At 51.7% G+C, this 24238-nt stretch carries 20 protein-coding genes and 1 rRNA gene; 8 read left to right on the forward strand and 13 right to left on the reverse strand.

Translation table 11 applies throughout. The features are described 5' to 3' along the window. The 5 genes from B2067_RS11610 to ilvY all read right to left on the reverse strand — a co-directional run. A 16S ribosomal RNA gene (locus B2067_RS11610) occupies positions 1–266 on the reverse strand; the annotation flags it as partial. A 584-nt stretch (positions 267–850) separates the two neighbouring features. Next, positions 851–1468, reverse strand: a complete 618-nt coding sequence (locus B2067_RS11615; protein WP_068438609.1) for a sulfite oxidase heme-binding subunit YedZ — start codon at positions 1466–1468, stop codon at positions 851–853. Further along, a complete protein-coding gene (gene msrP / locus B2067_RS11620; RefSeq protein ID WP_068438606.1) occupies positions 1459–2463 on the reverse strand; it encodes a protein-methionine-sulfoxide reductase catalytic subunit MsrP in 1005 nt (334 codons plus the stop codon). The genes B2067_RS11615 and msrP overlap by 10 nt, the downstream gene beginning before the upstream one ends. 91 nt (positions 2464–2554) lie before the next feature. Further along, complete coding sequence (gene pssA / locus B2067_RS11625; protein ID WP_084189041.1) at positions 2555–3328, reverse strand: CDP-diacylglycerol--serine O-phosphatidyltransferase; 774 nt, start codon at positions 3326–3328, stop codon at positions 2555–2557. A gap of 59 nt (positions 3329–3387) precedes the next feature. Next, positions 3388–4263: an HTH-type transcriptional activator IlvY gene (gene ilvY / locus B2067_RS11630; RefSeq protein WP_068438116.1), complete on the reverse strand. Its 876-nt coding sequence runs from the start codon at positions 4261–4263 to the stop codon at positions 3388–3390. A gap of 328 nt (positions 4264–4591) precedes the next feature. On the opposite strand from ilvY, the gene ilvC reads away from it, so the two are divergent. The 3 genes from ilvC (at position 4592) to B2067_RS11645 (ending at position 7849) form a co-directional block, all read left to right on the forward strand. Beyond that, entirely contained in the window at positions 4592–6082 is a 1491-nt protein-coding gene (ilvC, locus tag B2067_RS11635) for a ketol-acid reductoisomerase (protein WP_068438119.1), read from the forward strand. 135 nt (positions 6083–6217) lie between these two features. After that, positions 6218–7411, forward strand: a complete 1194-nt coding sequence (dapC, locus tag B2067_RS11640) for a succinyldiaminopimelate transaminase (RefSeq protein WP_068438124.1) — start codon at positions 6218–6220, stop codon at positions 7409–7411. Positions 7412–7420: 9 nt separating this feature from the next. Further along, positions 7421–7849 (forward strand): SufE family protein, encoded by a 429-nt coding sequence (locus B2067_RS11645; RefSeq protein ID WP_068438126.1) that lies wholly within the window; start codon positions 7421–7423, stop codon positions 7847–7849. Between the two features lie 13 nt (positions 7850–7862). On the opposite strand, the gene B2067_RS11650 is transcribed toward B2067_RS11645, so the two are convergent. The 6 genes from B2067_RS11650 to B2067_RS11675 form a co-directional block, all read right to left on the reverse strand. After that, complete coding sequence (locus B2067_RS11650; RefSeq protein WP_301388568.1) at positions 7863–9095, reverse strand: sensor domain-containing phosphodiesterase; 1233 nt, start codon at positions 9093–9095, stop codon at positions 7863–7865. Positions 9096–9386: 291 nt separating this feature from the next. Next, positions 9387–10604 carry an EAL domain-containing protein gene (locus tag B2067_RS11655; RefSeq protein ID WP_068438128.1) on the reverse strand — a complete coding sequence of 406 codons (1218 nt, stop codon included), beginning with the start codon at positions 10602–10604 and terminating at the stop codon, positions 9387–9389. 90 nt (positions 10605–10694) lie between these two features. Further along, positions 10695–11156: a methyltransferase family protein gene (locus B2067_RS11660; protein ID WP_068438131.1), complete on the reverse strand. Its 462-nt coding sequence runs from the start codon at positions 11154–11156 to the stop codon at positions 10695–10697. Between the two features lie 96 nt (positions 11157–11252). Next, positions 11253–12317: a class II fructose-bisphosphate aldolase gene (gene fba, locus B2067_RS11665; protein ID WP_301388569.1), complete on the reverse strand. Its 1065-nt coding sequence runs from the start codon at positions 12315–12317 to the stop codon at positions 11253–11255. A gap of 156 nt (positions 12318–12473) precedes the next feature. After that, the gene (locus B2067_RS11670; protein WP_301388570.1) at positions 12474–13139 is read right to left on the reverse strand and encodes a cold shock domain-containing protein; all 666 of its coding nucleotides are present in this window, start codon (positions 13137–13139) and stop codon (positions 12474–12476) included. Between the two features lie 323 nt (positions 13140–13462). Next, positions 13463–14623: a phosphoglycerate kinase gene (locus B2067_RS11675; RefSeq protein WP_301388571.1), complete on the reverse strand. Its 1161-nt coding sequence runs from the start codon at positions 14621–14623 to the stop codon at positions 13463–13465. 337 nt (positions 14624–14960) lie between these two features. Between B2067_RS11675 and B2067_RS11680 the strand changes: the two genes are divergently transcribed. Next, positions 14961–16700: an ABC transporter transmembrane domain-containing protein gene (locus B2067_RS11680; protein WP_301388572.1), complete on the forward strand. Its 1740-nt coding sequence runs from the start codon at positions 14961–14963 to the stop codon at positions 16698–16700. On the opposite strand, the gene B2067_RS11685 is transcribed toward B2067_RS11680, so the two are convergent. Further along, a complete protein-coding gene (locus B2067_RS11685) occupies positions 16701–17720 on the reverse strand; it encodes a type I glyceraldehyde-3-phosphate dehydrogenase (protein ID WP_301388573.1) in 1020 nt (339 codons plus the stop codon). A gap of 120 nt (positions 17721–17840) precedes the next feature. Here B2067_RS11685 and B2067_RS11690 point away from each other — a divergent pair, with 120 nt between their 5' ends. After that, positions 17841–18497, forward strand: a complete 657-nt coding sequence (locus B2067_RS11690) for a class I SAM-dependent methyltransferase (RefSeq protein WP_301377938.1) — start codon at positions 17841–17843, stop codon at positions 18495–18497. Positions 18498–18553: 56 nt separating this feature from the next. On the opposite strand, the gene B2067_RS11695 is transcribed toward B2067_RS11690, so the two are convergent. Further along, positions 18554–19480 (reverse strand): AraC family transcriptional regulator, encoded by a 927-nt coding sequence (locus tag B2067_RS11695; protein ID WP_301179754.1) that lies wholly within the window; start codon positions 19478–19480, stop codon positions 18554–18556. 267 nt (positions 19481–19747) lie between these two features. Here B2067_RS11695 and B2067_RS11700 point away from each other — a divergent pair, with 267 nt between their 5' ends. The 3 genes from B2067_RS11700 (at position 19748) to B2067_RS11710 (ending at position 24138) form a co-directional block, all read left to right on the forward strand. After that, the gene (locus B2067_RS11700; RefSeq protein WP_301388574.1) at positions 19748–21268 is read left to right on the forward strand and encodes an aldehyde dehydrogenase family protein; all 1521 of its coding nucleotides are present in this window, start codon (positions 19748–19750) and stop codon (positions 21266–21268) included. A gap of 230 nt (positions 21269–21498) precedes the next feature. Next, entirely contained in the window at positions 21499–23025 is a 1527-nt protein-coding gene (locus B2067_RS11705; protein WP_301388575.1) for a protein adenylyltransferase SelO, read from the forward strand. A 120-nt stretch (positions 23026–23145) separates the two neighbouring features. After that, positions 23146–24138 carry a glutathione S-transferase family protein gene (locus B2067_RS11710; protein WP_301388576.1) on the forward strand — a complete coding sequence of 331 codons (993 nt, stop codon included), beginning with the start codon at positions 23146–23148 and terminating at the stop codon, positions 24136–24138. The last annotated feature ends 100 nt before the right edge of the window (positions 24139–24238 follow it).

A 24238-nucleotide genomic window follows, 5' to 3' on the forward strand; every position in this document is an offset into this window, starting at 1 on the left:
TTGGTAGGCCTTTACCCCACCAACTAGCTAATCTCACGCAGGCACATCCGATAGCGAGAGCCGAAGCCCCCTTTCCTCCGTAGAGCGTATGCGGTATTAGCCATCGTTTCCAATGGTTGTCCCCCACTACCGGGTAGTTTCCTACGCGTTACTCACCCGTCCGCCGCTCGTCAGCAGATAGCAAGCTATCTCTGTTACCGCTCGACTTGCATGTGTTAAGCCTGCCGCCAGCGTTCAATCTGAGCCATGATCAAACTCTTCAGTTTAAAAGTTTTCGATCGGTGGAATATCCGATCTAATCTTGCTCAAGAATAAAACTGTCAACATTCACGTAAATGAATTTTCGACGAGTTCTTACTTGAAATCTTATGTCTCCACAACATCTCAGTAAGCACCCACACGAATTACTTAATGCTAATTTTTAAAGAACGTTGCTTTGAATCTGCCAGAAGCTTTCTCTCAAAGCGGGCTGCGCATTTTACAGAAGCAGCTTTCGATGTCAACAAGTTTTTTAAACTTTCTTAAGAAGCGAACTTCTTAATTCTTGACATCTGATCCGGACAACTCAGCGTCCCGATCAGTGCGAAGCATTCTACCAGAGAACCTTTCGCTGTCAACCGTTAATTTTCAAAAAAATCTTTTAAAATCAACAAGTTGTAAACCTTTTCCAGACAACTCCGAGGAGCCTCTCTGTCGGATCAGGCGGCGCATTCTACAGTCTTTTCAGACTTGGTCAACACCTTTTTTCGACCCGTTTTCCTTTTCGTTTCAGCGCTGTGCTGGGTAACGATCAAGAGCGGCGCATTATAGAGATGCGGCGATTTGGGTCAACTACTTTCTGTAATAATTTTCAGGAAGTTCTGGCGCGTTTCTTCTTAGCAAAAAACCATAGTCTTAACGCCAGCAGGAATGCAGCTATAAGAGTGTAGGCGACAGGCTCAAACCAGCTAGCCCTGATTTGTAATAAATAGTGAACGGCTGCGAGGGCTACGATTACATAGATGAGTTGGTGCAGTTTCTTCCAGCGCCTCTTCAGCCTTCGCTGCCATGTTTTCGTCGAGGTGATCACCAGCGGCAACAAGAGCAACCATGATAAAGCTCCAACCAAGAGATATGGACGCTCCACGACCTCACGACCTAACTCACCCCACTGCCACCCCAGAAGGAGAGCCAGGTACGCTAATGCGTGCAAAGATACATAGAAAGCTGCATAGAGGCCCAACATTCTCCGGTGTGGCATCAGCCACTTCTGTTTCGTAAGTCTTACTATCGGTGTCACTGCGAGTGTCAGCAGCAAGAAGTTGAAGCCCCATGTGCCTGTAAAGTGGGTAATTGCCTTGCCAGGTTCCGGCCCTAACAGGTTCCATTCGCCTGTCTGCACCCGGACTATTGCCTGCACTAAGTATATGAGTGGTAGTGCGCAGGCGATACCAATAAGCCACCTACGCCCAGTCAGCGTTAGTACCATTTACGCAGATCCATACGTTTATACAGGTGAGCAACCTGTTTGCCGTACCCGTTAAACATTTCAGTCGGTATCCGGTTGGGGCTGAAGATGCTGTTAGGCAGGCGCCGCTCAGAAGCCTGACTCCATCGCGGATGATCGACTTCCGGATTTACGTTGGCATAGAAGCCATATTCCTGGGGAGCAAGATCGTTCCAAGTCGTCGGAGGCATGGTTTCGCGGAAACGGATTTTTACGATCGACTTAATGCTCTTGAAGCCGTACTTCCACGGAACAACAAGGCGCATCGGCGCTCCGTTCTGATTTGGCAGGACATTGCCGTACATCCCTACTGCCATGAGCGTCAGTGGATTCATGGCCTCATCCATTCTGAGCCCCTCTCGGTAAGGCCAATCGATAGTAGAGAATACCGAGCGCTGCCCCGGCATTTCTTTTGGTCGCTCAACAGTCACGAACTCGACGTACTTGGCTGAAGATAAGGGCTTGAAGCGTTTAATCAGCTCAGCCAGTGGGAAACCTACCCAAGGGATCACCATTGACCACGCCTCTACACAACGCAGTCGATAAATCCGCTCTTCCAGGTCGATTCCCTTTAGAAGATCTTCGAGCGCGAAGGAGCCTTTCACCTCGCACTCACCTTCAACAGTCATGTTCCATGGGTCTGTCGTGAACTTACCTGAGTTTTCGAATGGGTCCGACTTACTCATCCCGAACTCATAGAAGTTGTTGTACTGCGTAGCTGAGCTATAAGGCGCTGGCTTTTCACCAGCACCAAAGGACGTTTCAGACGCATTAACGACGGCCTTCTCCAGCCACTCAGGGCCTTCAGGTATACGACTACCTCCCTCAGGTGACACAAGCGCCTGTGCCTGTATTGTACTGAGTGCCGCTGCCGCAGTGAGACTGCCCTTCATAAAGAGACGCCTGTTGACGTACAACTCTTCTGGCGTGATCTCTGAAGGATCGATTTTGGGGTAACGACGCTTTGGAATCAGCATATGCACCTCTAATGGCTGAATTACTCTGACAAAAAAGCCCGGTTGTTGTGCCGGGCTTCTTTCCATATTTATGTCTACATTCGTATAGTCGTTAATCAAACAACTTTTCTTTCACCGCCCATGCCGGGCCAGATAATGCATACAACATAAAGACAGCCAGCAGGACCGTTGCGGGATCAATCGATACAATCGCAAAGCCCATAACAATGGCCAGCAAGGCGACAAAAGGAATCTTGCCGCGCAGATCCAGACCTTTGAAACTGTGGTACTTGAAGTTGCTGACCATTAACAGGCCCGCTGCGGTCACGATAATAGCCATCCACCAGGCAGCATCAGCTCCCTGCGTGCCCGACTCTGTGAAGACCCAGATATTCCCAGCAACAATTGCCGCTGCAGAAGGACTCGCCAGTCCGGTGAAGTAGTTTTTATCAGCCACCGCCAGCTGAGTATTAAAGCGCGCGAGACGTAGAGCTGCCCCCGCACAGTAGACGAAAGCTGCGACCCAGCCGACTTTACCCAGATCCTGCAACGCCCAGCTGAACGCGACCAGCGCAGGCGCCACACCAAAAGAGACCATGTCGGCGAGGCTGTCATACTCTGCGCCGAAATCACTCTGGGTATTCGTCATACGCGCAACGCGACCATCAAGTCCATCCAGCACCATGGCGACAAAAATTGCGATGGCTGCATTCTCAAAATCGCCGTTCATGCCGGCAACGACGGCGTAAAATCCTGAAAACAATGCACCCGTCGTAAACAGGTTGGGCAAGAGGTAAATCCCCTTCCTGTCCCTTTTGGTTGCTACCGGTACCTGAGCGTCTTCGTTATCACTCACACTATGATCCTTAATGTGTTCGGCCCGCATGAGCTGCGGATTTTAAAGTTCTGCGGCTATTATGGGCGAAACCAGTCCATCTGGCCATGTCATCGCCCTGCGGTTTGCCAAAGCGCCTGTAAGACTGGCTCATTGAGTCGTTCCGTCCGCGAGCAGAGCCCAATATGAAAGGGCTCCAGTTCAGGCGTTACCGACAACACCCGCACACGGTTAAGAAGTGGGCTGTTCTGTAAGACAACCTGAGGGACAACCCCAACACCCACGCCGAGTGCCACCATGCTGACAATGGCTTCGTGCCCCGTCACCTGTGCATAGATGTTGGGCGTCAGACTACGTGAAGCAAACCATTGGTTTACGCGTGTACGTGCCAGACCAGTCTCTGAGAGCACCATAGGCACCTCGGCCCACGATATGTCTGATTGTGAGAGCTGAGGAACAGTTCCCACCGTTCTTGGCGCGATAAACAGCAACGGCGACTCAGAAATCCCCCTGAACGTCAGGTCAGGCGACAATTGTTCGGGCCTTGCAGCAATCACGACATCCGCATCCCCGGAGGCGACTCTGGGGATAGACTCCGCGGCATCACCCGTATGAATCCGCAGATCAACTTTAGGATATTGCTCCCTGAACCGGGCCAACAGATCAGCCAGAAAAGAATAACTGGCGGTGACAGAACAAAAGAGCGTCAGCGACCCCTCCAGATCACTCACCTCCGCATTTACCGCGGAGCGCAGCGATTGCCAGGCATCCAGTGTCTGCTCCGCATGCTGGCGAAACAGCTCGCCGGCTGGCGTTAAGGTTAACGGCCCGCTGTCACGTACCAGTAACTGAGCACCCGCATCCTGTTCCATACGACTGATACGACGGCTGAGTGTTGAAGGGCTCATATGTAATTGCTGCCCCGCCCGTCCGAGATGCTGAGCTTCAACGACGGTAAGGAAAACCCGTAAGTCTTTGTATTCCATAGGCTAAATAGGTACCTGACTCGACATTGCAGTATTTGCAACAACTGCTAGCAATAATAGCATTTTACGCAACGACGCTCATCACCTATCATTCGTCTCGAATTTTTATATCAACCACTAGCTACACATCGCACCGTCTTGGAAGCGTAACCGAGGCAGTCAGAGCAAGGCGAGTGGTTTAACTTAACTGCGAAAGCGTCGGCGAAGATGGCCTGACAAGGCGGCGGTTCACTGGGAGCGCGGAGCTTATTGTAATAAGTGAGCACTCACGGTGAACCGGCAACACAGTCAGGGCGATGCAGCCAGCTTTCATTACAGGAGAATTGTGATGGGTGCTAACTACTTTAATACTCTGAACCTCCAGCAGAAGCTGGATCAACTCGGCCGCTGCCGTTTCATGGACCGTTCTGAATTCGCTTCTGAAGCTGAATTCCTGAAAGGTAAGAAAGTTGTCATCGTTGGTTGTGGTGCTCAGGGCCTGAACCAGGGTATGAACATGCGCGACTCTGGCCTGGACGTATCTTACGCTCTGCGTGAAGCTGCGATCGCTGAGAAACGTCAGTCATGGAAAAACGCTACCGAAAATGGCTTCAACGTTGGTACTTACGAAGAGCTGATCCCAACTGCTGACCTGGTTATGAACCTGACGCCAGACAAGCAGCACACTTCTGTTGTGAATGCGGTTATGCCTCTGATGAAAGAAGGCGCTTGCCTGGGTTACTCCCACGGCTTCAACATTGTTGAAGAAGGCATGCAGATCCGTGAAGACCTGACTGTTGTTATGGTTGCACCTAAGTGCCCGGGTTCTGAAGTACGTGAAGAATACAAGCGTGGCTTCGGTGTACCGACTCTGATCGCTGTTCACCCAGAAAACGACCCTAAAGGCGAAGGCTGGGACATCGCTAAAGCATGGGCTGCAGCGACTGGCGGTCACCGCGCTGGCTGTCTGGAATCGTCTTTCGTTGCTGAAGTTAAGTCTGACCTGATGGGCGAGCAGACTATTCTGTGCGGTATGCTGCAGACTGGTGCGATCCTGGGCTTCGAGAAAATGGTTGAAGACGGTATCGACGAAGGCTACGCAGCCAAGCTGATTCAGTACGGTTGGGAAACTGTGACTGAAGCTCTGAAGTACGGCGGCATCACTAACATGATGGATCGTCTGTCTAACCCAGCGAAAATCGTTGCGTTTGACATGGCTGAAGAACTGAAAGAACTGATGCGTCCTCTGTTCCGCAAGCACCAGGCTGACATCATGGAAGGCGAATTCTCTTCCACTATGATGGCCGACTGGGCAAACGACGATGCGAACCTGCTGAAATGGCGTGAAGAAACGGCAGAAACTGGCTTCGAAAAAGCACCAGCTTCTGACGTTCAGATCGACGAACAGGAATACTTCGACCACGGCATCATGCTGGTTGCTATGATCAAAGCGGGCGTTGAGCTGGCGTTCGAATCTATGGTTGAAAGCGGTATCGTTGAAGAGTCTGCTTACTACGAGTCTCTGCACGAAACTCCACTGATCGCGAACACTATTGCACGTCGTAAACTGTACGAGATGAACGTTGTTATCTCTGACACGGCTGAATACGGTAACTACCTGTTCTCTCACGCTGCCGTACCTCTGCTGCGCGAGAAGTTCATGCCACACATCAGCACTGACGTGATCGGTAAAGGCCTGAACCTGAAGTCTAATTCTGTAGACAACGCTCGTCTGATCGAAGTTAACGAAGCTATCCGTAACCACCCAGTTGAGTGGGTTGGTGCTGAGCTGCGTGGCTACATGACTGACATGAAGCGTATCGTTGAAGCGTCTAAATAAGACCTGCTTTAACTAGCAAATAAAAAGCCCCGCCAGTGCAGACTGGCGGGGCTTTCTTGTTTACTTCACACAATCGGAATTGCGCTGTAAAAGGGCTATAATGCGCGCTTTCTGAACAACAAGACCGGAAGCGGCATGAACCCAGATCTGAGCAAACTCCAGCCTTACCCATTTGAAAAACTGGCCAAACTGAAGGGCGAGGTCACGCCTCCTGCAGATCTGGAGCATATCGCCCTGTCGATTGGCGAACCTAAGCACCCAGCGCCGGAGTTTGTACTTGATACCCTGCGCACAGAACTGCAACGCGTTGAGAACTACCCGACGACGAAGGGCCTGCCAGAGTTGAACTCGGCCATCGCCAGCTGGCTGGAACGCCGTTTTTCGCTGGAGAACGTCGATCCGGTATCTCAGGTCATTCCGGTAAACGGTACCCGTGAAGCCATCTTTGCTTTTACTCAGGCAGTCGTTAATCGCAGCCAGTATCGTCCTCTGGTTGTTTCTCCGAATCCTTTCTACCAGATTTACGAAGGCGCAGCTTACCTTTCAGGTGCCGAACCGCACTTCTTACCATGCCTTGAGGAAAACGGTTTCAACCCGGATTACGATGCTGTGCCTGAAGAGGTCTGGCACCGCTGCCAGCTTTTGTTTGTCTGCACTCCTGGCAACCCGACCGGCTCAACCCTGAAGCTGGACGACTTCAGAAAACTGATTGAACTGGCCGATAAATACGATTTTGTACTCGCCAGCGACGAGTGCTATTCAGAAATTTATGTGGATGGTGCCGATGCACCGATGGGCCTGCTGGAAGCCTGTGAGCAACTCGGCCGCAAAGACTTCAAACGCTGCGTGGTATTCCACTCGCTGTCTAAACGCTCAAATCTGCCGGGCCTGCGCTCTGGCTTTATTGCCGGCGACGCCGATCTGCTGAAGCCGTTTTTGCTCTACCGTACTTACCATGGTTGCGCGATGCCGGTTCACACTCAACTAGCGAGCATCGCAGCCTGGAACGATGAAAGCCACGTACAGCAGAATCGCAGCGAGTACACTCAGAAGTTCCGCTCAGTTCTTGAGATTCTCAGCCCGGTACTGGACGTTAAACAGACGGAAGCGAGCTTCTATTTATGGCCCAAGACGCCGATTAACGAAGAAACATTTGCTCAGCAGCTGTTTGCTCAACAGAACGTGACTGTACTGCCGGGCTCATACCTTTCGCGTACAGTCGAAGGTATTAACCCTGGTGAGCACCGTATTCGCATGGCGCTGGTTGCTGAGACATCGGAGTGCATTGAAGCGGCTCAGCGTATTCGCACATTCATTGAATCTCTATAAGGAGCCAACATGTCCTTCGAAAGTCCTTTTGGAAATAGTATTACCAGTGAAGACATCGTCGATACTCTGAGCTTCTTCGATGACTGGGAAGAACGCTATAAGTACATTATTGACCTGGGGAAAGAACTTCCCGGAATGAGCGACGACAAGAAAACCGATGAGTTTCTTCTTCGTGGCTGCCAGAGCCAGGTATGGATTGATCACTCTGCGGAAGATGGAAAGCTTGTCTTTGAAGCCGACTCCGATGCACATATTGTTCGGGGGCTGCTGGGAATGGTGCTGGCGGCATACAACTTTAAAACGCCAGCAGAGATTCTTACTTTCGACAGTGATGAGTACTTTAAGCAGGTCGACTTAGTGAAGCACCTTAGCCCGACACGAGGAAATGGTTTGCGGGCCATGGTACAGAAAATTAAAGATACTGCAGCGGCTGCTTGACAGCCGCACTACGTCATTCAGTAAACGTTGCTAATGGCTGCGGGCGAGATAAAAGATAGCCCTGCCCGTAGCCTATAAACAGCGTCTCTAACTCAGCGAGTTCGCTTTCGGTTTCTATCCCCTCGGCGACAACTTTATATCCCTGAACTTCGGCAAAGCCCCTCAGCGCAGCAACCAGAGACTGCTTATCTCTGTCCTGATCGATGTCACGGATCAAGCTCATGTCCAGTTTCAACATATCCGGGCTGAGTAAAAGAATGTGACGCATGCTCGCATAGCCTGCACCCGCATCATCAATGGCCAGACGCATCCCCGAATCCCGAAGCGGTTTCAGGCGGGCATTTAAGAGGTCGTAGTCCGCGATTTCCTCATGCTCTGTCAGCTCGAGAACAATACGCTTTGCTTCTTCAGGGGTGTAAATTCCTGAAATATCACATTGGAGAAGGAAGGACGGCGTTACGTTGATAGAAACATATGCATTAGCAGGTAGCACCGCCAGGGCCTCTTTAGACTTCTCTACTACTCTGAGGCCAATCGCCGACGACAGGCCAAGGCGATCCGCATCAATAAAGAGTTGAGCCGGTGACAGATCAAGGTCTGTCGATAAACGCGCCAGTAATTCAAACCCCTTAACGGAACGGTCTGTCAGAGCACAGATTGGCTGGGCGTGCAGAAGTAACTCATCACGCTCGAGAATATCGAGAATGACTTCCTGACGCTGGCGATTTTCTTCGCTGCCTTTACGAGCATCTTCAATCAAAGCCGCAATAACATCAGCGAAAACCCGTACGAGCATCAGGCTACGATTATTAAGTTTTGGCTTAACCTCACGACTGAAAATACAGAACGTACCGAAGGTATGGCCATCAGACAAAACAACAGGAACACTGACGTGGGATTTAACGGGAATCGTCGTAAATTCGGGAACCAGGTCTGTTTCGCCACTTACTTCAGTATCCGGTACCAGCTGCTTAAGGCGGCCATCGGCGATCATCTCACAGAAACTATCTTTTAATGGGCCACAGCTGTCTTCAGACACCAGATTGGCATCACTGGCGCAATCGACGAAACGGAATACCCGCTGATCCTGGCTGAACTCAGATAAAAAACCCACATCCATATCAAGCCGATCACGTACAGAACGTATAAGACTCGAGATCGCTGTTTTCAGTGTTTCCGGGCTTTTAGGAGCAGGCTCATTGATCACCTCTGCGAGCTGTCTCGCGACATCCGGGCGCTTTTCCATTAAGTGATACCTTCAGACTCTTCACCATGGAACTATAGCACTCTGTCGGAATTAAACATGCCCCACAAGGTGACACCTCCCAGCATTCTCCAGTCAGGTCAAATATGGAGCGTTTGTACGGATTATTTCTGCAAAGCGTGAATAAATCTTCAACGGTCATTCAGGCAAATATCGTATTTTCAGCTCGGTTTATGGTGATTGAACCGACGATAGAAGACAAAATACGCCAAACTATGGCCAGCTTCCCAAATAAACTTAAACGCAAGAATCTACTGCTCAAGATATGTAGAACTACTGGCAATATTGCCCAAGTGATATCCCGGAGTGGAGCAGGTAGTCCTCATCCTGTTTATCCGATATTCCATCCGCAACTAAGGTGCTTCCCTGAGACCTTGAGAACAGCAAAAGAGCCTGCAGCATCGCCTGCTGGCCGGTGTCTGAGGCGATGCCACAAGTAAGGCCACTATCCAGTTTTACGAACTCAGGCTGTAGCTGCAATATATGCTGCATCGATGCAAATCCGGCCCCCGCATTATCAATAGACAACCGGATACCAGATTGACGCAGCGGCTGTAGTATTCGCTTCAGTTCATGATAACTGGCAACGCGGTCGTGTTCAGATATCTCAAAAACTATCCGGCCACAAAGATCATTATTGAGCCAAGCTGTAAAATTAAACTCTGCGAGAAATTCTGGCGTAACGTTAACTACTACATGTCTTTCATGGGGTGATGCTGATAGCTCAGCCAGCAATTGCTCAATTAAATTTACACCTATCAGATTTGCGAGACCTAAACGAACAGCCTGGTGCACAAGCAGTAGTGGGCTCGCTATGTTATCTGTTGCCCTCACCAGGCTCGGTATTAACTCCGTGCCCTCTTGCTTACCAGTATTAAGATTAACCAGCGGAACCCGAACATACTTCAGTCCATGTGTGGTGATCAGCTCGGTAACTTCGCTTTTCAATTGAATACGATGCTCAGATTCATACTGAGGTAAAGCCTCTGCCTCTTCGATCATAGTCGCGATCGCATCAGCAAACACCCGGCACATCGCCAGGCTTCGATAGTTAAGCTCAGGGATGGAATAACGACTGAAAACACAAAAGGTGCCAAACACAGAGCCGTCAGAGAACACGATAGGAACACTGATATGAGCCCCGACCGGCACCAGTTTCACAGCGGTGAGGTCACTTGCCCCGGAGGTCTGTTGTGCATCTCCTATCAGTTGCGGTGCGCGGCCATCCACGACCCTCTGACACAGGCTTTCACCCCGGTAATCCGATCCGCCAGACCGGACAATATCAACACCCGGAGCCGAATCTACCAGATAGAAGGTCCGCATATCCCCATCGAAGCGCGATATAAAGCCGACTTCCATTCTCAGCTTTGTTCGTGCGGTACGGAGTAAGCTCAACAGACTTTGCTCTAGCAGCTTACTGCCCTTCAGCACAGCAACCGGGTCAAAGGCGTAGGTAAGCTGCTCCAGAGCATCGGATAGATCAGACACACTAAAGGCCCAAAAGGAAAAACCTTACAGTATATGCTGGAATTTCGAAAAGTGTTCCGACCCGTGACTAAGGCCGTATACCAGGATGCCCTAGAGCCACCGCCTGACCCTGGCCTGATAATCTGAGTAATCCTGACCAAAGAGCATGAGCAGGGTCCGCTCTTCCGGAATTATCTGGAAGCGGGTGATGTACCCCACAAAAAGAGCAGGGCCAATGAACGAGGCCGGGCTCTGAAGCCACACAGCCAGCGCGCTCAGCAGTAAGGCCATTCCCAGGTACATGGGGTTGCGGGTAAATCGATACACTCCACCGGTGACCAGCGCTGACGCCTTCTCGATCTTGATCGGATTGATGGTCGTTTTCTTGCGGATAAATGAGACAAGCCCACCGGAATCCAGAAACAGGCCGATGACGACTAAAACACCCGTCACTGTTTGTGCAGTTACTCCCCACCAGTGTATTACCGGCGTCTGCGTGCTTAACCCCCACATCAGTAGTGCGCATAAAAGGCCAACCAAGGGAGGGGGTATTTTGTGCTCTAGCCTGCTCATCTTCATTCCTTTTTGGTTATATTTATTATGGTGCAGGAAATACAGGCAATAAAAAAGGCGCCGAAGCGCCTTTTTACTATCAACTGGATCAACAGATCAGCTGATTTTTGGATCAAGAGCACCGCTCTGGTACTTCTCGAACATATCGTCCAGAGAGATCGCTTTGATCTTAGACGCATTACCCGCAGTACCGAAGGCTTCGTAACGGGCGATACAGATCTCAGTCATCGCCTTCACAGATTCTTTCAGGTACTTACGTGGGTCAAACTCAGATGGGTTCTGAGCCATAAAGCGACGGATCGCACCAGTAGACGCCAGGCGCAGGTCGGTGTCGATGTTCACTTTACGAACGCCGTACTTAATACCTTCAACAATCTGCTCAACCGGCACACCGTAAGTTTCTGGAATCTCACCACCAAACTCGTTGATCACCGCCAGCCACTCCTGAGGTACAGAAGACGAGCCGTGCATAACCAGGTGAGTATCCGGAATACGCTTGTGGATCTCTTTGATACGGTCGATGGCCAGAATATCGTCTGTTGGCGGACGGGTGAACTTGTACGCACCGTGTGAGGTACCGCACGCGATCGCCAGCGCGTCTACCTGAGTCTTGCGTACGAAGTCAGCGGCTTCTTCAGGGTCAGTCAGCATCTGATCGTGAGACAGAGTGCCTTCTGCACCAATACCGTCTTCCTCACCAGCCTGACCGGTTTCCAGAGACCCCAGACAACCCAATTCGCCTTCGACCGAAACACCACAAGCGTGCGCCATTTCAACGGTGCGACGAGTCACATCAACGTTGTACTCGTAATCGGTTGGCGTTTTACCGTCTTCACCAAGAGAGCCGTCCATCATCACTGAGCTGAAGCCCAGCTGGATAGAACGCTGACATACCGCCGGAGAGGTACCGTGATCCTGGTGCATACATACCGGGATGTGCGGGAATTCTTCGATGGCAGCCAGAATCAGGTGGCGCAGAAACGGAGCACCTGCGTACTTACGGGCACCCGCAGACGCCTGAACGATCACTGGAGAATCCGTTTTATCTGCCGCTTCCATGATGGCGCGCATCTGTTCGAGGTTGTTTACGTTGAACGCTGGTACGCCGTAGCCGAACTCGGCTGCGTGGTCCAGCATCTGACGCATGCTGATCAATGCCATGAGAATACCTTCAATGGGTCTATAAAATGGGGACTAAAAAATATCCGGGTATTCTAGCGATTAAAGGTGGGGATAGAAACCTCCGGGCGAGAATGTCGGGCGGCAAGGTGGTCAAAGCATTTGAAACTCGTCCCGTTTGAGTTTGGCGATAGCGATTCAGGCAAGCCACTGGAACAAAGCAAAGCCACTTAACGTTGGTATAAGGACCATCATTGCGACCATCCCAATACAGCCATTTCCTTTGCTGTGTGTCGAATTAATCGGCTGCGAGGGATTATCTTTTAACCACTGCGAGTGACAAGTTTTACAGTAAAATCTAGTAAAGCCATTATTCCACGCTCTGATAGTTCGCATCTCATGAAGCGCCCGACTTCCGCAACCAGCACAATCAAACGATTTGTCTGCTGGTTTCTTCTGCCGATTCAGAATTAAAATTGCGACCGCGGCGATGACACAAAAGAGCCATAAATCGCCAACGCCTTTAGACCAATATAGTCCAACACCTATCGCAGCAACCGCGACTGAAGCGGTAAGAATACAGATGTAATCGAGGATGTCTTTTTTGGGTCCTTCAATCTGTTTTTTGGAGCGCTTGTAAGTTTTCTGAGTGCCTCGAGGCACGCTCTCGATCACAACCCCTCTGGCCTTAAGCTTCTGATTACCGTCTCGCGTGGGTTCGAAAAGCACGCTGTCACCTACTTGGGGCCTGCGAGCGTTCGTTTTTACCACAGAGATGTGGAAAAACACTTTTTCAGAGCCGTCCTCAGGTTGAATGAAGCCGAAACCTCCATCATCTTTCCAGTGGCAGATTTTTCCTTTCATAAGACAGCTAGCAATCCCTTATTAACAAATGATCATTCCGATTGACTGCTACATTATCCTTCACCCAACGCTTTCACAAGTTCCAATAAAAACCCCAGCATTGCTGGGGCTTAAATGGAGACAATCTTTCTAAGCTAAACCTTTTCCCTCGGCTAACGCCTAGTAAAACGGTGCTTGCGGTTGAGGCTGGTGATTCCTCGGCACGCCCATCGTCTCAAAATGCCTGTTCTGTTGATCCACCGATTGCTGAACGGCTGAGTCCTTATCGATGGTGTGCTGTGCGCAAGCCGTGAGCAGGCAAACAGCAATCAACATTAAAGCTTTCACTTCGCGCGCTCTTCCAGAATCGCAACCGCTGGCAGTACTTTGCCTTCTACGAATTCAAGGAATGCACCGCCACCGGTAGAGATGTAAGACACCTGCTCAGCAATGTTGTACTTGTCTACTGCCGCGAGGGTGTCACCGCCGCCCGCGATGGAGAAAGAGTCAGACGCAGCAATCGCCAGAGACAGCGCTTTGGTGCCTTCGCCGAACTGGTCGAATTCGAATACACCTACCGGGCCGTTCCAGATGATGGTTTTCGCTTCTTTCAGCTGTTCTGCCAGTGCTTTGGCGGAATCCGGGCCGATGTCGAAGATCATGTCGTCGGCTTCTACTTCATCTGCAGACTTCAGAGTCGCCACGGCAGTTTCAGAGAATTCTTTACCGCACACTACGTCGGTTGGTACTGGGATAGACACTTTTTCCATCAGCTTTTTCGCCGCTGGAATCAGGTCTTCTTCGTACAGTGACTTACCAACAGGCTTGCCTGCTGCCGCCAGGAAGGTGTTGGCGATACCGCCACCCACGATGATCTGGTCACAGATGTCGGACAGACTTTCGAGTACTTCCAGCTTGGTCGACACTTTAGAACCACCCACAATGGCGACCAGCGGACGAGCTGGTTTATCCAATGCTTTGCCGAGTGCATCGAGTTCGGCAGCCAGCAGAGGACCTGCACACGCAACCGGTGCAAATTTGGCGACACCGTGCGTCGATGCCTGAGCGCGGTGCGCCGTACCGAAGGCGTCCATCACGAAGATATCGCACAGTTCGGCGTAGGCTTTAGCCAGTTCATCTTCGTCTTTCTTTTCGCCTTTGTTAAAGCGTACGTTGTCGAGCAGTGCCAGTTCGCCGTCGGCCAGTTCGATGCCCACGCGGAAGTCTTTAACAACGTTTACATCGCGACCCAGCAGGTCAGCGAGGTGATCAGCCACAGGCTGCATGGAGAATTCTTCGGCGTATTCGCCTTCGGTCGGACGACCCAGGTGAGACATCACAATGACTTTGGCACCGGCTTCAAGCGCGTGCTGAATGGTTGGCAGTGACGCACGGATACGCACATCAGAAGTCACCTTGCCGTCTTTTACCGGCACGTTCAGGTCTTCGCGGATCAGAACCCGTTTTCCTTTCAGGTCCAGGTCGGTCATTTTCAAAACAGTCATAGTCATGTCCCAGATAATGGAGTCGTTTGTTTGTCAGGCGTTGCGGATAAGCCTCGGCTGACCGTCTGCCGCATGGACGCGGCAGCCGAGCGTACAAGGATGTATTCACCGCGTGTCAGCAGAGACTTACCGCCAACGCCTACACGACTGGCGGTGCCTATTTATGCAACCAGCCAGATCGATCAAAATTCGCGCGGGAGTATACCAGCATGAACAGTGCGTTTCATCGGCACACACATGACAATCACCGCCCAGAACTGACCTTTACCTTGTTTACCTCGGTCAGTGCCGATAGCCTGCTTACCCTTTTGTGTAATTACAGTTCAAAGGCTTTCTGATGCTGCGCTGGCTCTGGCAATTTATCCGCCCTTACAAACTGCGTTTAACCATTGCAGTGATCGCACTGGTGACTACGGCTGGCCTGACGCTCAGCCTTGGTCAGGGCGTTCGCCTGATGATCGATCAGGGGTTTGCGGCCAGTTCAGTCGAAGGCCTGAAAGACGCGGTGATCTTTTTCGCCGTATTGGTGGTTGCAGTGTCAGTCGGGGCTTACTTCCGGTTCTATATGGTGTCCTGGCTTGGCGAGCGGGTGGTCGCTGACATCCGTAAAACCCTCTACCGACACTTAGTCACTCTGCCGCCTTCCTTCTTTGAAGATAACCTGTCTGGCGAAATCCAGAGCAGGATCACTACCGATACTGCGCTCCTGCAAACCGTAATTGGCTCGTCGTTTTCCTTTGCTCTACGCAATGCCCTCACGTTTGTGGGCGGCATTACCCTGATGTTTATCACCAACCTCAAACTCAGCCTGATCGTGCTAGTAGCCGTGCCTCTGGTGGTGTTTCCTATGGTGTTTTTCGGGCGAAAAGTGAAAAAACTCTCGCGCGAAAGCCAGGACAAAGTCGCCAGCGTCGGCGCCTGGGCCGGGGAAAGTCTGCAACACATCAAAGTCGTGCAGGCCTTTACTCGTGAAGACAGCGTAAACAAACAGTTTGGCGACGCGGCAGAATCCGCCTTCGATGTCGCCTTGCTGCGCATTCGCCAACGCGCGTTTATGATCGCGCTGGTGATGATTCTGGTGATGGGGTCCGTTGCGGGCATGCTGTACGTCGGCGGTCACGATGTGATTACCGGCAGCCTGAGTGGCGGCGATCTGGCCGCCTTTGTGTTTTACGCCATCATGGTCGGCGGCTCGCTGGCCGCGGTGACCGAAGTCTACGGAGAAGTTCAACGCGCGGCGGGCGCAGCAGAGCGTATTCGTGAACTGATGGCGGCGGAGTCTGATATACGATCACCCGCCGACAATGTGACTCCTGCCGTAAAGCACAGCGAGACTCAGATTGCATTTCAAGAGGTCAGTTACCACTACCCTTCGCGGCAAGACAAAGCAGCCTTAACAGAACTCAATCTCGAGGTACGCGCTGGCGAGCGCATTGCCTTGGTCGGGCCATCCGGGGCAGGCAAATCCACCCTGTTCGATATGCTGCTGCGCTTTCGTGATCCGCAACATGGGCAAATTCTGGTGGAAGGCACACCATTGCCTGAATGGCAGTTACAGAGCCTGCGCAGCCAGTTTGCTCTAGTGCCTCAACAGCCGGTGCTGTTCAGCACTAACGTGCTGGAAAACCTGCGCTACGGCCGACCTGACGCCTCCGATGCGGATATTCTCGCTGCCGCCAAAGCGGCGCATGCCGATGAATTTATTCAGCAGCTGCCGGAACAATACGAGTCGTATCTGGGAGAAGGCGGCGTGAAACTATCGGGTGGTCAGAAGCAACGCTTGGCCATCGCCCGAGCGATTCTGCACGATCCGAAAATCCTCCTGCTTGATGAAGCCACCAGCGCCTTAGATGCCCAGAGCGAGTACCTTGTGCAACAGGCGTTAGATAAACTGATGCAGAACCGCACCAGCTTTGTGATCGCGCATCGTCTGTCGACCATCAAACACGTCGACCGCATCGTTGTGATGGACCAGGGGCGTATAGTGGCTGTCGGCACGCACGATGAACTGCTTGAACGCTCGCCCTTGTATAAGCGGTTGGCCGAGTTACAGTTTGGGGAAGAGAAAAGCGCTTAATCAGGCCTTGATCACAATCATCTCACTGGCCGTGTCCAACATACGGTTAGCAAAGCCCCACTCGTTATCAAACCAGACCAACAGTTTGAGCAAGCGTCCGCCGCTGACCCGGGTCTGAGTCGCATCCACAATGGCCGAACGCGGATCATGATTAAAATCGATAGAGGCGTGGGCTTCACGGGTCAGCCCCAGAATACCGTCGAACCTCTGATTAGCCGCTGTCGCCAGTAACTGATTCACCGCTTCGGTATCTGTCGCTTTGTTGAGTTGCAACGTGATATCCAACGCCGAGACATTGATGGTAGGCACACGCACGTGCAGGCTCTCTATTTTGCCGGCCAGTTGCGGCATCAGGCGCTCGATCCCCGCGGGTAACCCGGTATCGACAGGAATAATGCTCTGCACAGATGATCGGGTACGACGCAGGTCTGAGTGGTAGGCATCAATCACTGGCTGATCATTCATCGCGGAGTGGATGGTGGTCGTGACCCCGGCTTCAATGCCATAGGCCTGATCGATCAATGTCAGTACCGGAATCAGAGCATTGGTCGAGCAGGAACCGTTAGAAACAATGCGCTGATCCGCCGCCAGTGAGTCATGGTTGTGACCATAAATGATGGTGTTATCGACTGCGCTGTCTGCCGGGTTCGAAATCAGTACTTTCTTCGCACCGCGGCTGAGGTGCAGCTCGGCATCTTCGCGTGAGCGGATCTGGCCGCTGCATTCCAGCACCAGGTCCACGTCCAGCGCAGCCCAATCCAGTTCTGCCGGATCACTGATATGACGAACACAGATACGATCGCCGTTGACCATCAGGTGCTGCTGATCAGCGATGCTGACGGTGCCATTGAAGCGACCGTGCGTACTGTCGTAACGCAGCATGTAGCTCAGCGACTCAATGTCTGCCAGCTCGTTGATCGCGACCACTTCGATGTCCTGCCGGTAACCGTTTTCATAAAGCGCACGCAGCACACAGCGGCCGATACGTCCAAAACCGTTGATGGCGATACGGGTTGTCATGGGTTTGTGCGCCTCATTACTGTCTCATGATTGCCGGGCTTCTCAGAAGCTGGATACTATGCACTCTATTGTCGCGGAATTGGTCGCCGTAGGCAAAATGCACACACCGGAATACCCGACATGACTTATCCCCCCTGCCCTTTGTGCCACGAAACAGAGCAGATTTCGGTTCTCGACAGCGCCATGCCGCGTCGTTATCTCGCCTGCGGGCAGTGTTATCTGGCGTATATGCATCCCAATGACTACCTGAGTGCAGATGAAGAGAAAGCATACTATGCAACCCACGAGAACAGCATAGATGACGAAGGCTATGTCGGGTTTCTGAATATTCTGCTGGCGCCGTTATTAGATCTCATCGAGCAGAAAGAAAAGACAATAGCGCTGGACTATGGTTGTGGTCCGGGCCCCACCCTTTCTGTGTTGCTTGAGCAGAACGGCATCCACTGTGATAACTATGACCCGTTTTTCTTTCCGGAGGGCGTATCTCCGCCCTACGATGTCATCACGGCTACTGAATGCTTTGAGCACTTCCACCACCCGGAAAATGAGCTTAAGAAATTAGTATCAATGTTAAAGCCGGGAGGCCTTCTGGCTTTAATGACAAGTCGCTGGAGCAATGCCGAAAAATTCATGCACTGGCATTACAACCGTGATCCGACCCACGTGATTTTCATGCATAAAAAAACGACTCTGTTTATCGAAGAAAATTTCGGATTAGACAGTATTTTTCGTGATAAAAAACGCGTCATTATTTTCAGAAAAAAGAAACAAATATAAAAAGAAATAAATAGAAAAAACAAAAAAGGAAATTAATAAAACCTGAAAAACAGAAATCAACGCGACGCAAATTCTCTCGGCGTCATGCCGTACTGCTGATGGAAGCGACGAGAAAAATGACTTGGATTAGAAAACCCGAGTTCATAACAGGTACTGGTAATACTTTTTCCGCTACGGATAAGTTTGCAGGCGTGTTCTAAGCGACGCTGCTGCTGGTATTGGGCTGGGCTGCACCCAAGGCTATTTTTAAACTGCTGAAAAAGCTTAGTGCGCGACATACAGGCAACACGCGCAAGCTGATCAATATCCACCGACTGTGCAAGATTCTCTTCAATATAAGCCACGGCATTCGTCAGGCCCGACTGGGTCGGGTTCTGTTGCACACAACGCAGTAAGAAATCCCGCCCCTGCTGACGTAGCATCCGCGCTACCAGCTCATTTACTCCGAAGTTCAATACCAGGTCACAATCGTCTTCTTTCTGTACGTGGCTGGCGACGATACGCTCTAGTAGCTGCTGAGTAGCATCGGTGTGAGCGAGATGCCACTGACGTGTCTCGACTTCCCACTCACCCAGATCTTTCGGTCGCTCGCTGACAGTATTCAGCTGATCGCAGACTTTCAGCAGAGTCTCGCGCGGTATTTCCAGCGTCATACAGGTGGTGGGGGTATCTAACGTGGCTTCGGGAAAGTCGATTTCAACATATTCACCGGGCGCAACAACGAAGGACTCGTGAGGAAGAAATTCCGTCGAAAAACCATCCATACCATGCATGACTTTCCGGCCGGTCATCATGCCGCAGTACAACAACTCACCAGCATCCAGACGGATACGATCGGCCTGTTCATAAGTGTCATACACAGATAACTCGGCTAACTGGCTGGCATATACCGTACGGTTTTCTATTAATTCGCTGGGGACGACTTTCTGGCGATGAGCACCTGCGAGTGCAGCCATACTGCCCGGTCGATGTTCTGTAGTCATAAGAAATGCGCCGTCGTCGTTACATAGAGTCGTTCTAAGAAAAAGCCTCTGTCTGCCAATCCGCTCTCGTGTGTAATTGCGGGCCAGTTACACATCCTGACACCAGCGGGACTCAGAGAACATTCTTGCGGACTGTCGTGCAAGTCATCACCCCAATAGACCACATACTCTGGAGTCACACAACAGAAAACGCCGGCAGATTGGGCCGACTAATACTTTAGTCGAAGATCTGAAAGGACCGGTAAGAATAACAACGGAGATAACACCATGATCTATGCAAACCCAGGACAGCCGGGCGCTGTCGTATCCTATAAAGAACAGTACGGTAACTACATCAACGGTGAGTTCGTTGCTCCGGTTAATGGCAACTATATGGACAATGTCAGCCCGGTAAACGGCGAAGTGTTCTGCCGCGTTGCCCGCTCTGACGCCGACGATATCAATAAAGCACTCGATGCCGCACACGCTGCAGCGGCTGCATGGGGCAAAACCTCAGTGCAGGAGCGCTCAAACATTCTTCTCAAAATTGCAGACAGAATGGAAGCAAACCTCGAAATGCTGGCCGTTGCCGAGACCTGGGATAACGGTAAAGCCGTGCGCGAAACTCTGGCAGCAGATATTCCTCTGGCCATCGACCACTTCCGTTACTTCGCCGGCTGCCTGCGTTCACAGGAAGGCAGTATGGCTGAACTGGACGAGACCACTGTGTCGTACCACGTTCATGAACCTCTGGGCGTCGTTGGCCAGATTATTCCGTGGAACTTCCCGCTATTGATGGCCGCGTGGAAACTGGGCCCAGCGCTGGCTGCCGGAAACTGCGTAGTTCTGAAGCCTGCTGAACAAACCCCGGCGTCCATTCTTGTGCTAATGGAACTGGTCGGTGACCTGCTGCCACCGGGTGTTCTCAATATTGTTAATGGTGTCGGTGAAGAAGCCGGTCAGGCACTGGCCACCAGCGACCGTATCGCTAAGCTCGCCTTTACCGGCTCGACTCCGGTTGGCCAGCACATCCTGCGCTGCGCAGCAGAAACTCTGATCCCAAGCACCGTTGAGCTGGGTGGCAAGTCGCCGAACGTCTATTTCGAAGACGTGATGCAGATGGAAGACGACTACCTGAGCAAAGCCGTCGAAGGCACCGTGCTCGCCTTCTTTAACCAGGGCGAAGTCTGTACCTGCCCATCCCGCGCTCTGATTCAGGAAAGTATTTACGACGAATTTATCGCCAAGGTCGTTGAGCGTGCTCAGACCATCAAGCGCGGTAATCCACTGGATACGGACGTTCAGGTCGGTGCTCAGGTATCGAAAGAACAGTACGACCGCATTATGAAGTACATCGAAATCGGTAAACAGGAAGGTGCAGAAGTCCTGACTGGTGGTGCTGCAGCAACACTGGAAGGTGACCTTAAAACTGGCTTCTACATTCAGCCGACCGTGTTCAAAGGTCACAACAAAATGCGTGTTTTCCAGGAAGAAATCTTTGGCCCAGTCATCAGTGTGACTACCTTCAAAGACGAGGCCGAAGCCCTGCAAATCGCCAACGATACTGAGTTTGGTCTCGGTGCTGGCGTCTGGACCCGCGACATGAACCGCGCCTATCGCATGGGCCGTGGCATTCAGGCTGGCCGGGTATGGACCAACTGCTACCACGCTTATCCGGCACACGCTGCCTTCGGTGGTTATAAGAAATCCGGTATCGGTCGCGAGACGCACAAAGTAGCGCTGGAGCACTATCAGCAGACTAAGAACCTGCTGGTCAGCTACGCTACCAGCCCTCTGGGTTTCTTCTAAAGTCGGTTTCTTTTAAGGAAAAAAGCTTTACCTCTCCTCTGGTATGAAATGCGCTGCATTTCTCCTCCTGGGCTGATGTCGGTTTGTTGGGAGACCCGGCATCATTAAGGCCCTTTTTTTAAGCACCCGTTCGCGGGTGCTCTTTTTTTATCTCGGGCCTGCTCTGGTATACATACGCCACAATCAATAATACCCTATCAATATACTCAGTTATTATTGGTTGCATCGCTATGCCTGTCGTCTTCCCGTTCGAAAACATCTACGCGCAACTCCCTGAGCAGTGTTTCGAACGCGTTATGCCCACACCGGTGAAAACTCCGACGCTGATTCGTTTCAATGCGCCCTTAGCGACCGAATTAAATATCGAATTCAGCGATGCCGGTGATGAAGAACTCGCTCAGGTATTTTCCGGCAATCTGGTGCCACACAATGCCGACCCACTGGCGATGGCGTATTCCGGGCATCAGTTTGGCAACCTGAATCCACAACTCGGGGATGGCCGCGCAATCCTGCTGGGTGACCTTTACGACAGCGACGCGAAACTGAAAGATATCCAACTCAAAGGATCTGGGCGCACTCCCTTTTCGCGCGGTGGAGACGGTCGCAGCCCGCTCGGGCCCGCGCTGCGCGAGTACATTCTGTGCGAGGCCATGCATGCCTTAGGTATTGCGACCACTCGGGCACTCGCGGTGGTCAGCTCAGGCGAGCATGTGATTCGCCAGCAGCGCGAACCCGGTGCAGTATTTACCCGTGTGGCATCCAGTCATATCCGAGTCGGGACGTTTCAGTATTTTGCGATACGCAGAGATCATGTCGCCCTGAAAGCGCTGGCAGATCATGTGATTGACCGGCATTTCCCCGAGCTTAAAAGCAGCCCTGAAAGCGAGAATATTTATTTATCACTGTTTAAAAATATCGTTAAGAAACAGGTAGAATTAATTGCATCATGGATGAACCTTGGATTTATTCATGGCGTGATGAACACCGACAATATGACCGTCAGTGGCGAGACAATTGATTACGGCCCCTGCGCGTTTATTGATGCGTTTAATCGTAAAAAAGTTTTCAGCTCAATTGATCAACAGGGTCGCTACGCATACATTAACCAACCTGCCATTGGACAGTGGAATCTGACCCGTCTGGCTGAAGCCATGCTCCCTTTGTTTATGAATGACACCGACAGCGAAGCAGTGGAGAAACAGGCGATTGATGACGCTACTCAGATTCTCAATGACTATGTCCAGATGCACCAAAGTGCCTGGGAATCCGGCATGGCGAAGAAGCTTGGCCTCAGCTCAGTCGAGACTGGCGACCGGGAGAGCTTCGAGTCTCTGCTCGACCTTCTTGATGAAAGCCGTCTCGACTTCACGTTGTTTTTCCGACGACTGAGTGACTGTACAGACTCGAATCATGATACCAGCGCTCTGTTTACCCTATTTGATTCACCTGATGCCCGCTCAGCGGATGACCTCAGGCAGCGCCTGTCAGACTGGATCAGCAAATGGCAGGCACGACTGAGCGAACGCGAAGAGCTGAAAGCGGCTGAAGAGCGGATGAAACAGAATAACCCTGCCATCATCCCCCGCAATCATCAGGTGCAGGCGGTGATCTCGGCGGCGGAAGAAGGGGACTACGCTCCGTTTGAAGCTTTACTCGGCGCTCTGAAGTCGCCCTACGAGCAACATGCCGAATACGCCGCGTATGAAACGCCCCCCTTGCCAGCAGAGCAGGTGTTCAGGACCTTCTGCGGCACCTGATCAACAGGCCATGTGGCTTGGTTCCCTTACCGCTTGCAACCCATTGTTCCAGAATCCCGGTTTTTACCCATGCTGCCCGCTGCTAACCTGAACAGAAGATGATGACCAAGAGAGGCTCAGATGGGACTGCTGGTAAAAGGTGAGTGGCACGACAAATGGTACGACACCGATAAGTCAGACGGTGCGTTCGAACGCGAAGACGCGCAACTACGAAGCTGGGTAACGGCAGACGGCAGTGCTGGCCCTTCCGGTAATGCTGGTTTCAAGGCCGAGTCGGGCCGCTATCACCTGTATGTCTCTCTCGCCTGCCCCTGGGCACATCGCACCCTTATATTTCGTCAGCTGAAAGGACTTGCTGGCCATATTGGTGTGTCTGTCGTATCTCCCGATATGCTGGACCACGGCTGGACCTTTGATACCGAGGCAGGCAGCTCTGGCGATCCGCTTTATCACAGCGACTTTATGCATCAGATTTATACCCGCAATAAATCGGATTACACGGGCCGGGTAACTGTCCCTGTGCTCTGGGATAAACAGCAGGAATGTATCGTCAGCAACGAATCTGCTGAGATCATCCGTATGCTGAACAGCGCCTTTAACAATATTACCGGCGATCAGCAGGATTTCTGCCCTGAGCATCTGAAACCTCAGATCGATGAAGTGAATGAGCGGGTTTACCACACGATCAATAATGGCGTGTACAAAGCCGGCTTCGCTACGAAAGCAGAGAAGTATGAAGCTGCCTTCAGCGAATTATTTGACTCACTGGACTGGCTAGAGGAACGACTGACGCAGCAGCGTTATCTGGTCAGAGATGGGGACAAAAGTGTACTGACAGAGGCTGACTGGCGTCTGTTCACAACCCTGATCCGGTTCGACGCCGTGTACTTCGGTCACTTCAAATGCAACCTGCGCCGCATCGAAGATTACCCGGCGATCAGTGGCTACGTGCGCGACCTGTATCAGCATCCGGGCGTTGCCGACACCGTCGACTTCTCCCACATCAAGCGTCATTACTATTACAGCCACGACATGATCAACCCAACGCGCATCGTGCCCGTCGGCCCTACGCTCGACTTTAACCGGGCGCATGGTCGAGAGTCACTCAAGTGATCGTCGTCAAAGACGACAATTGAAATAATTCCGACATCCGGATTGTGCTAGCGTAGTCGACCTTCAAACATTTTTGCCTGCTGCCCATGCAGGCATCGCA

The organism is Thalassolituus sp. UBA2590 (assembly GCF_002339775.1).
Classification (GTDB): domain Bacteria; phylum Pseudomonadota; class Gammaproteobacteria; order Pseudomonadales; family Oceanobacteraceae; genus Thalassolituus.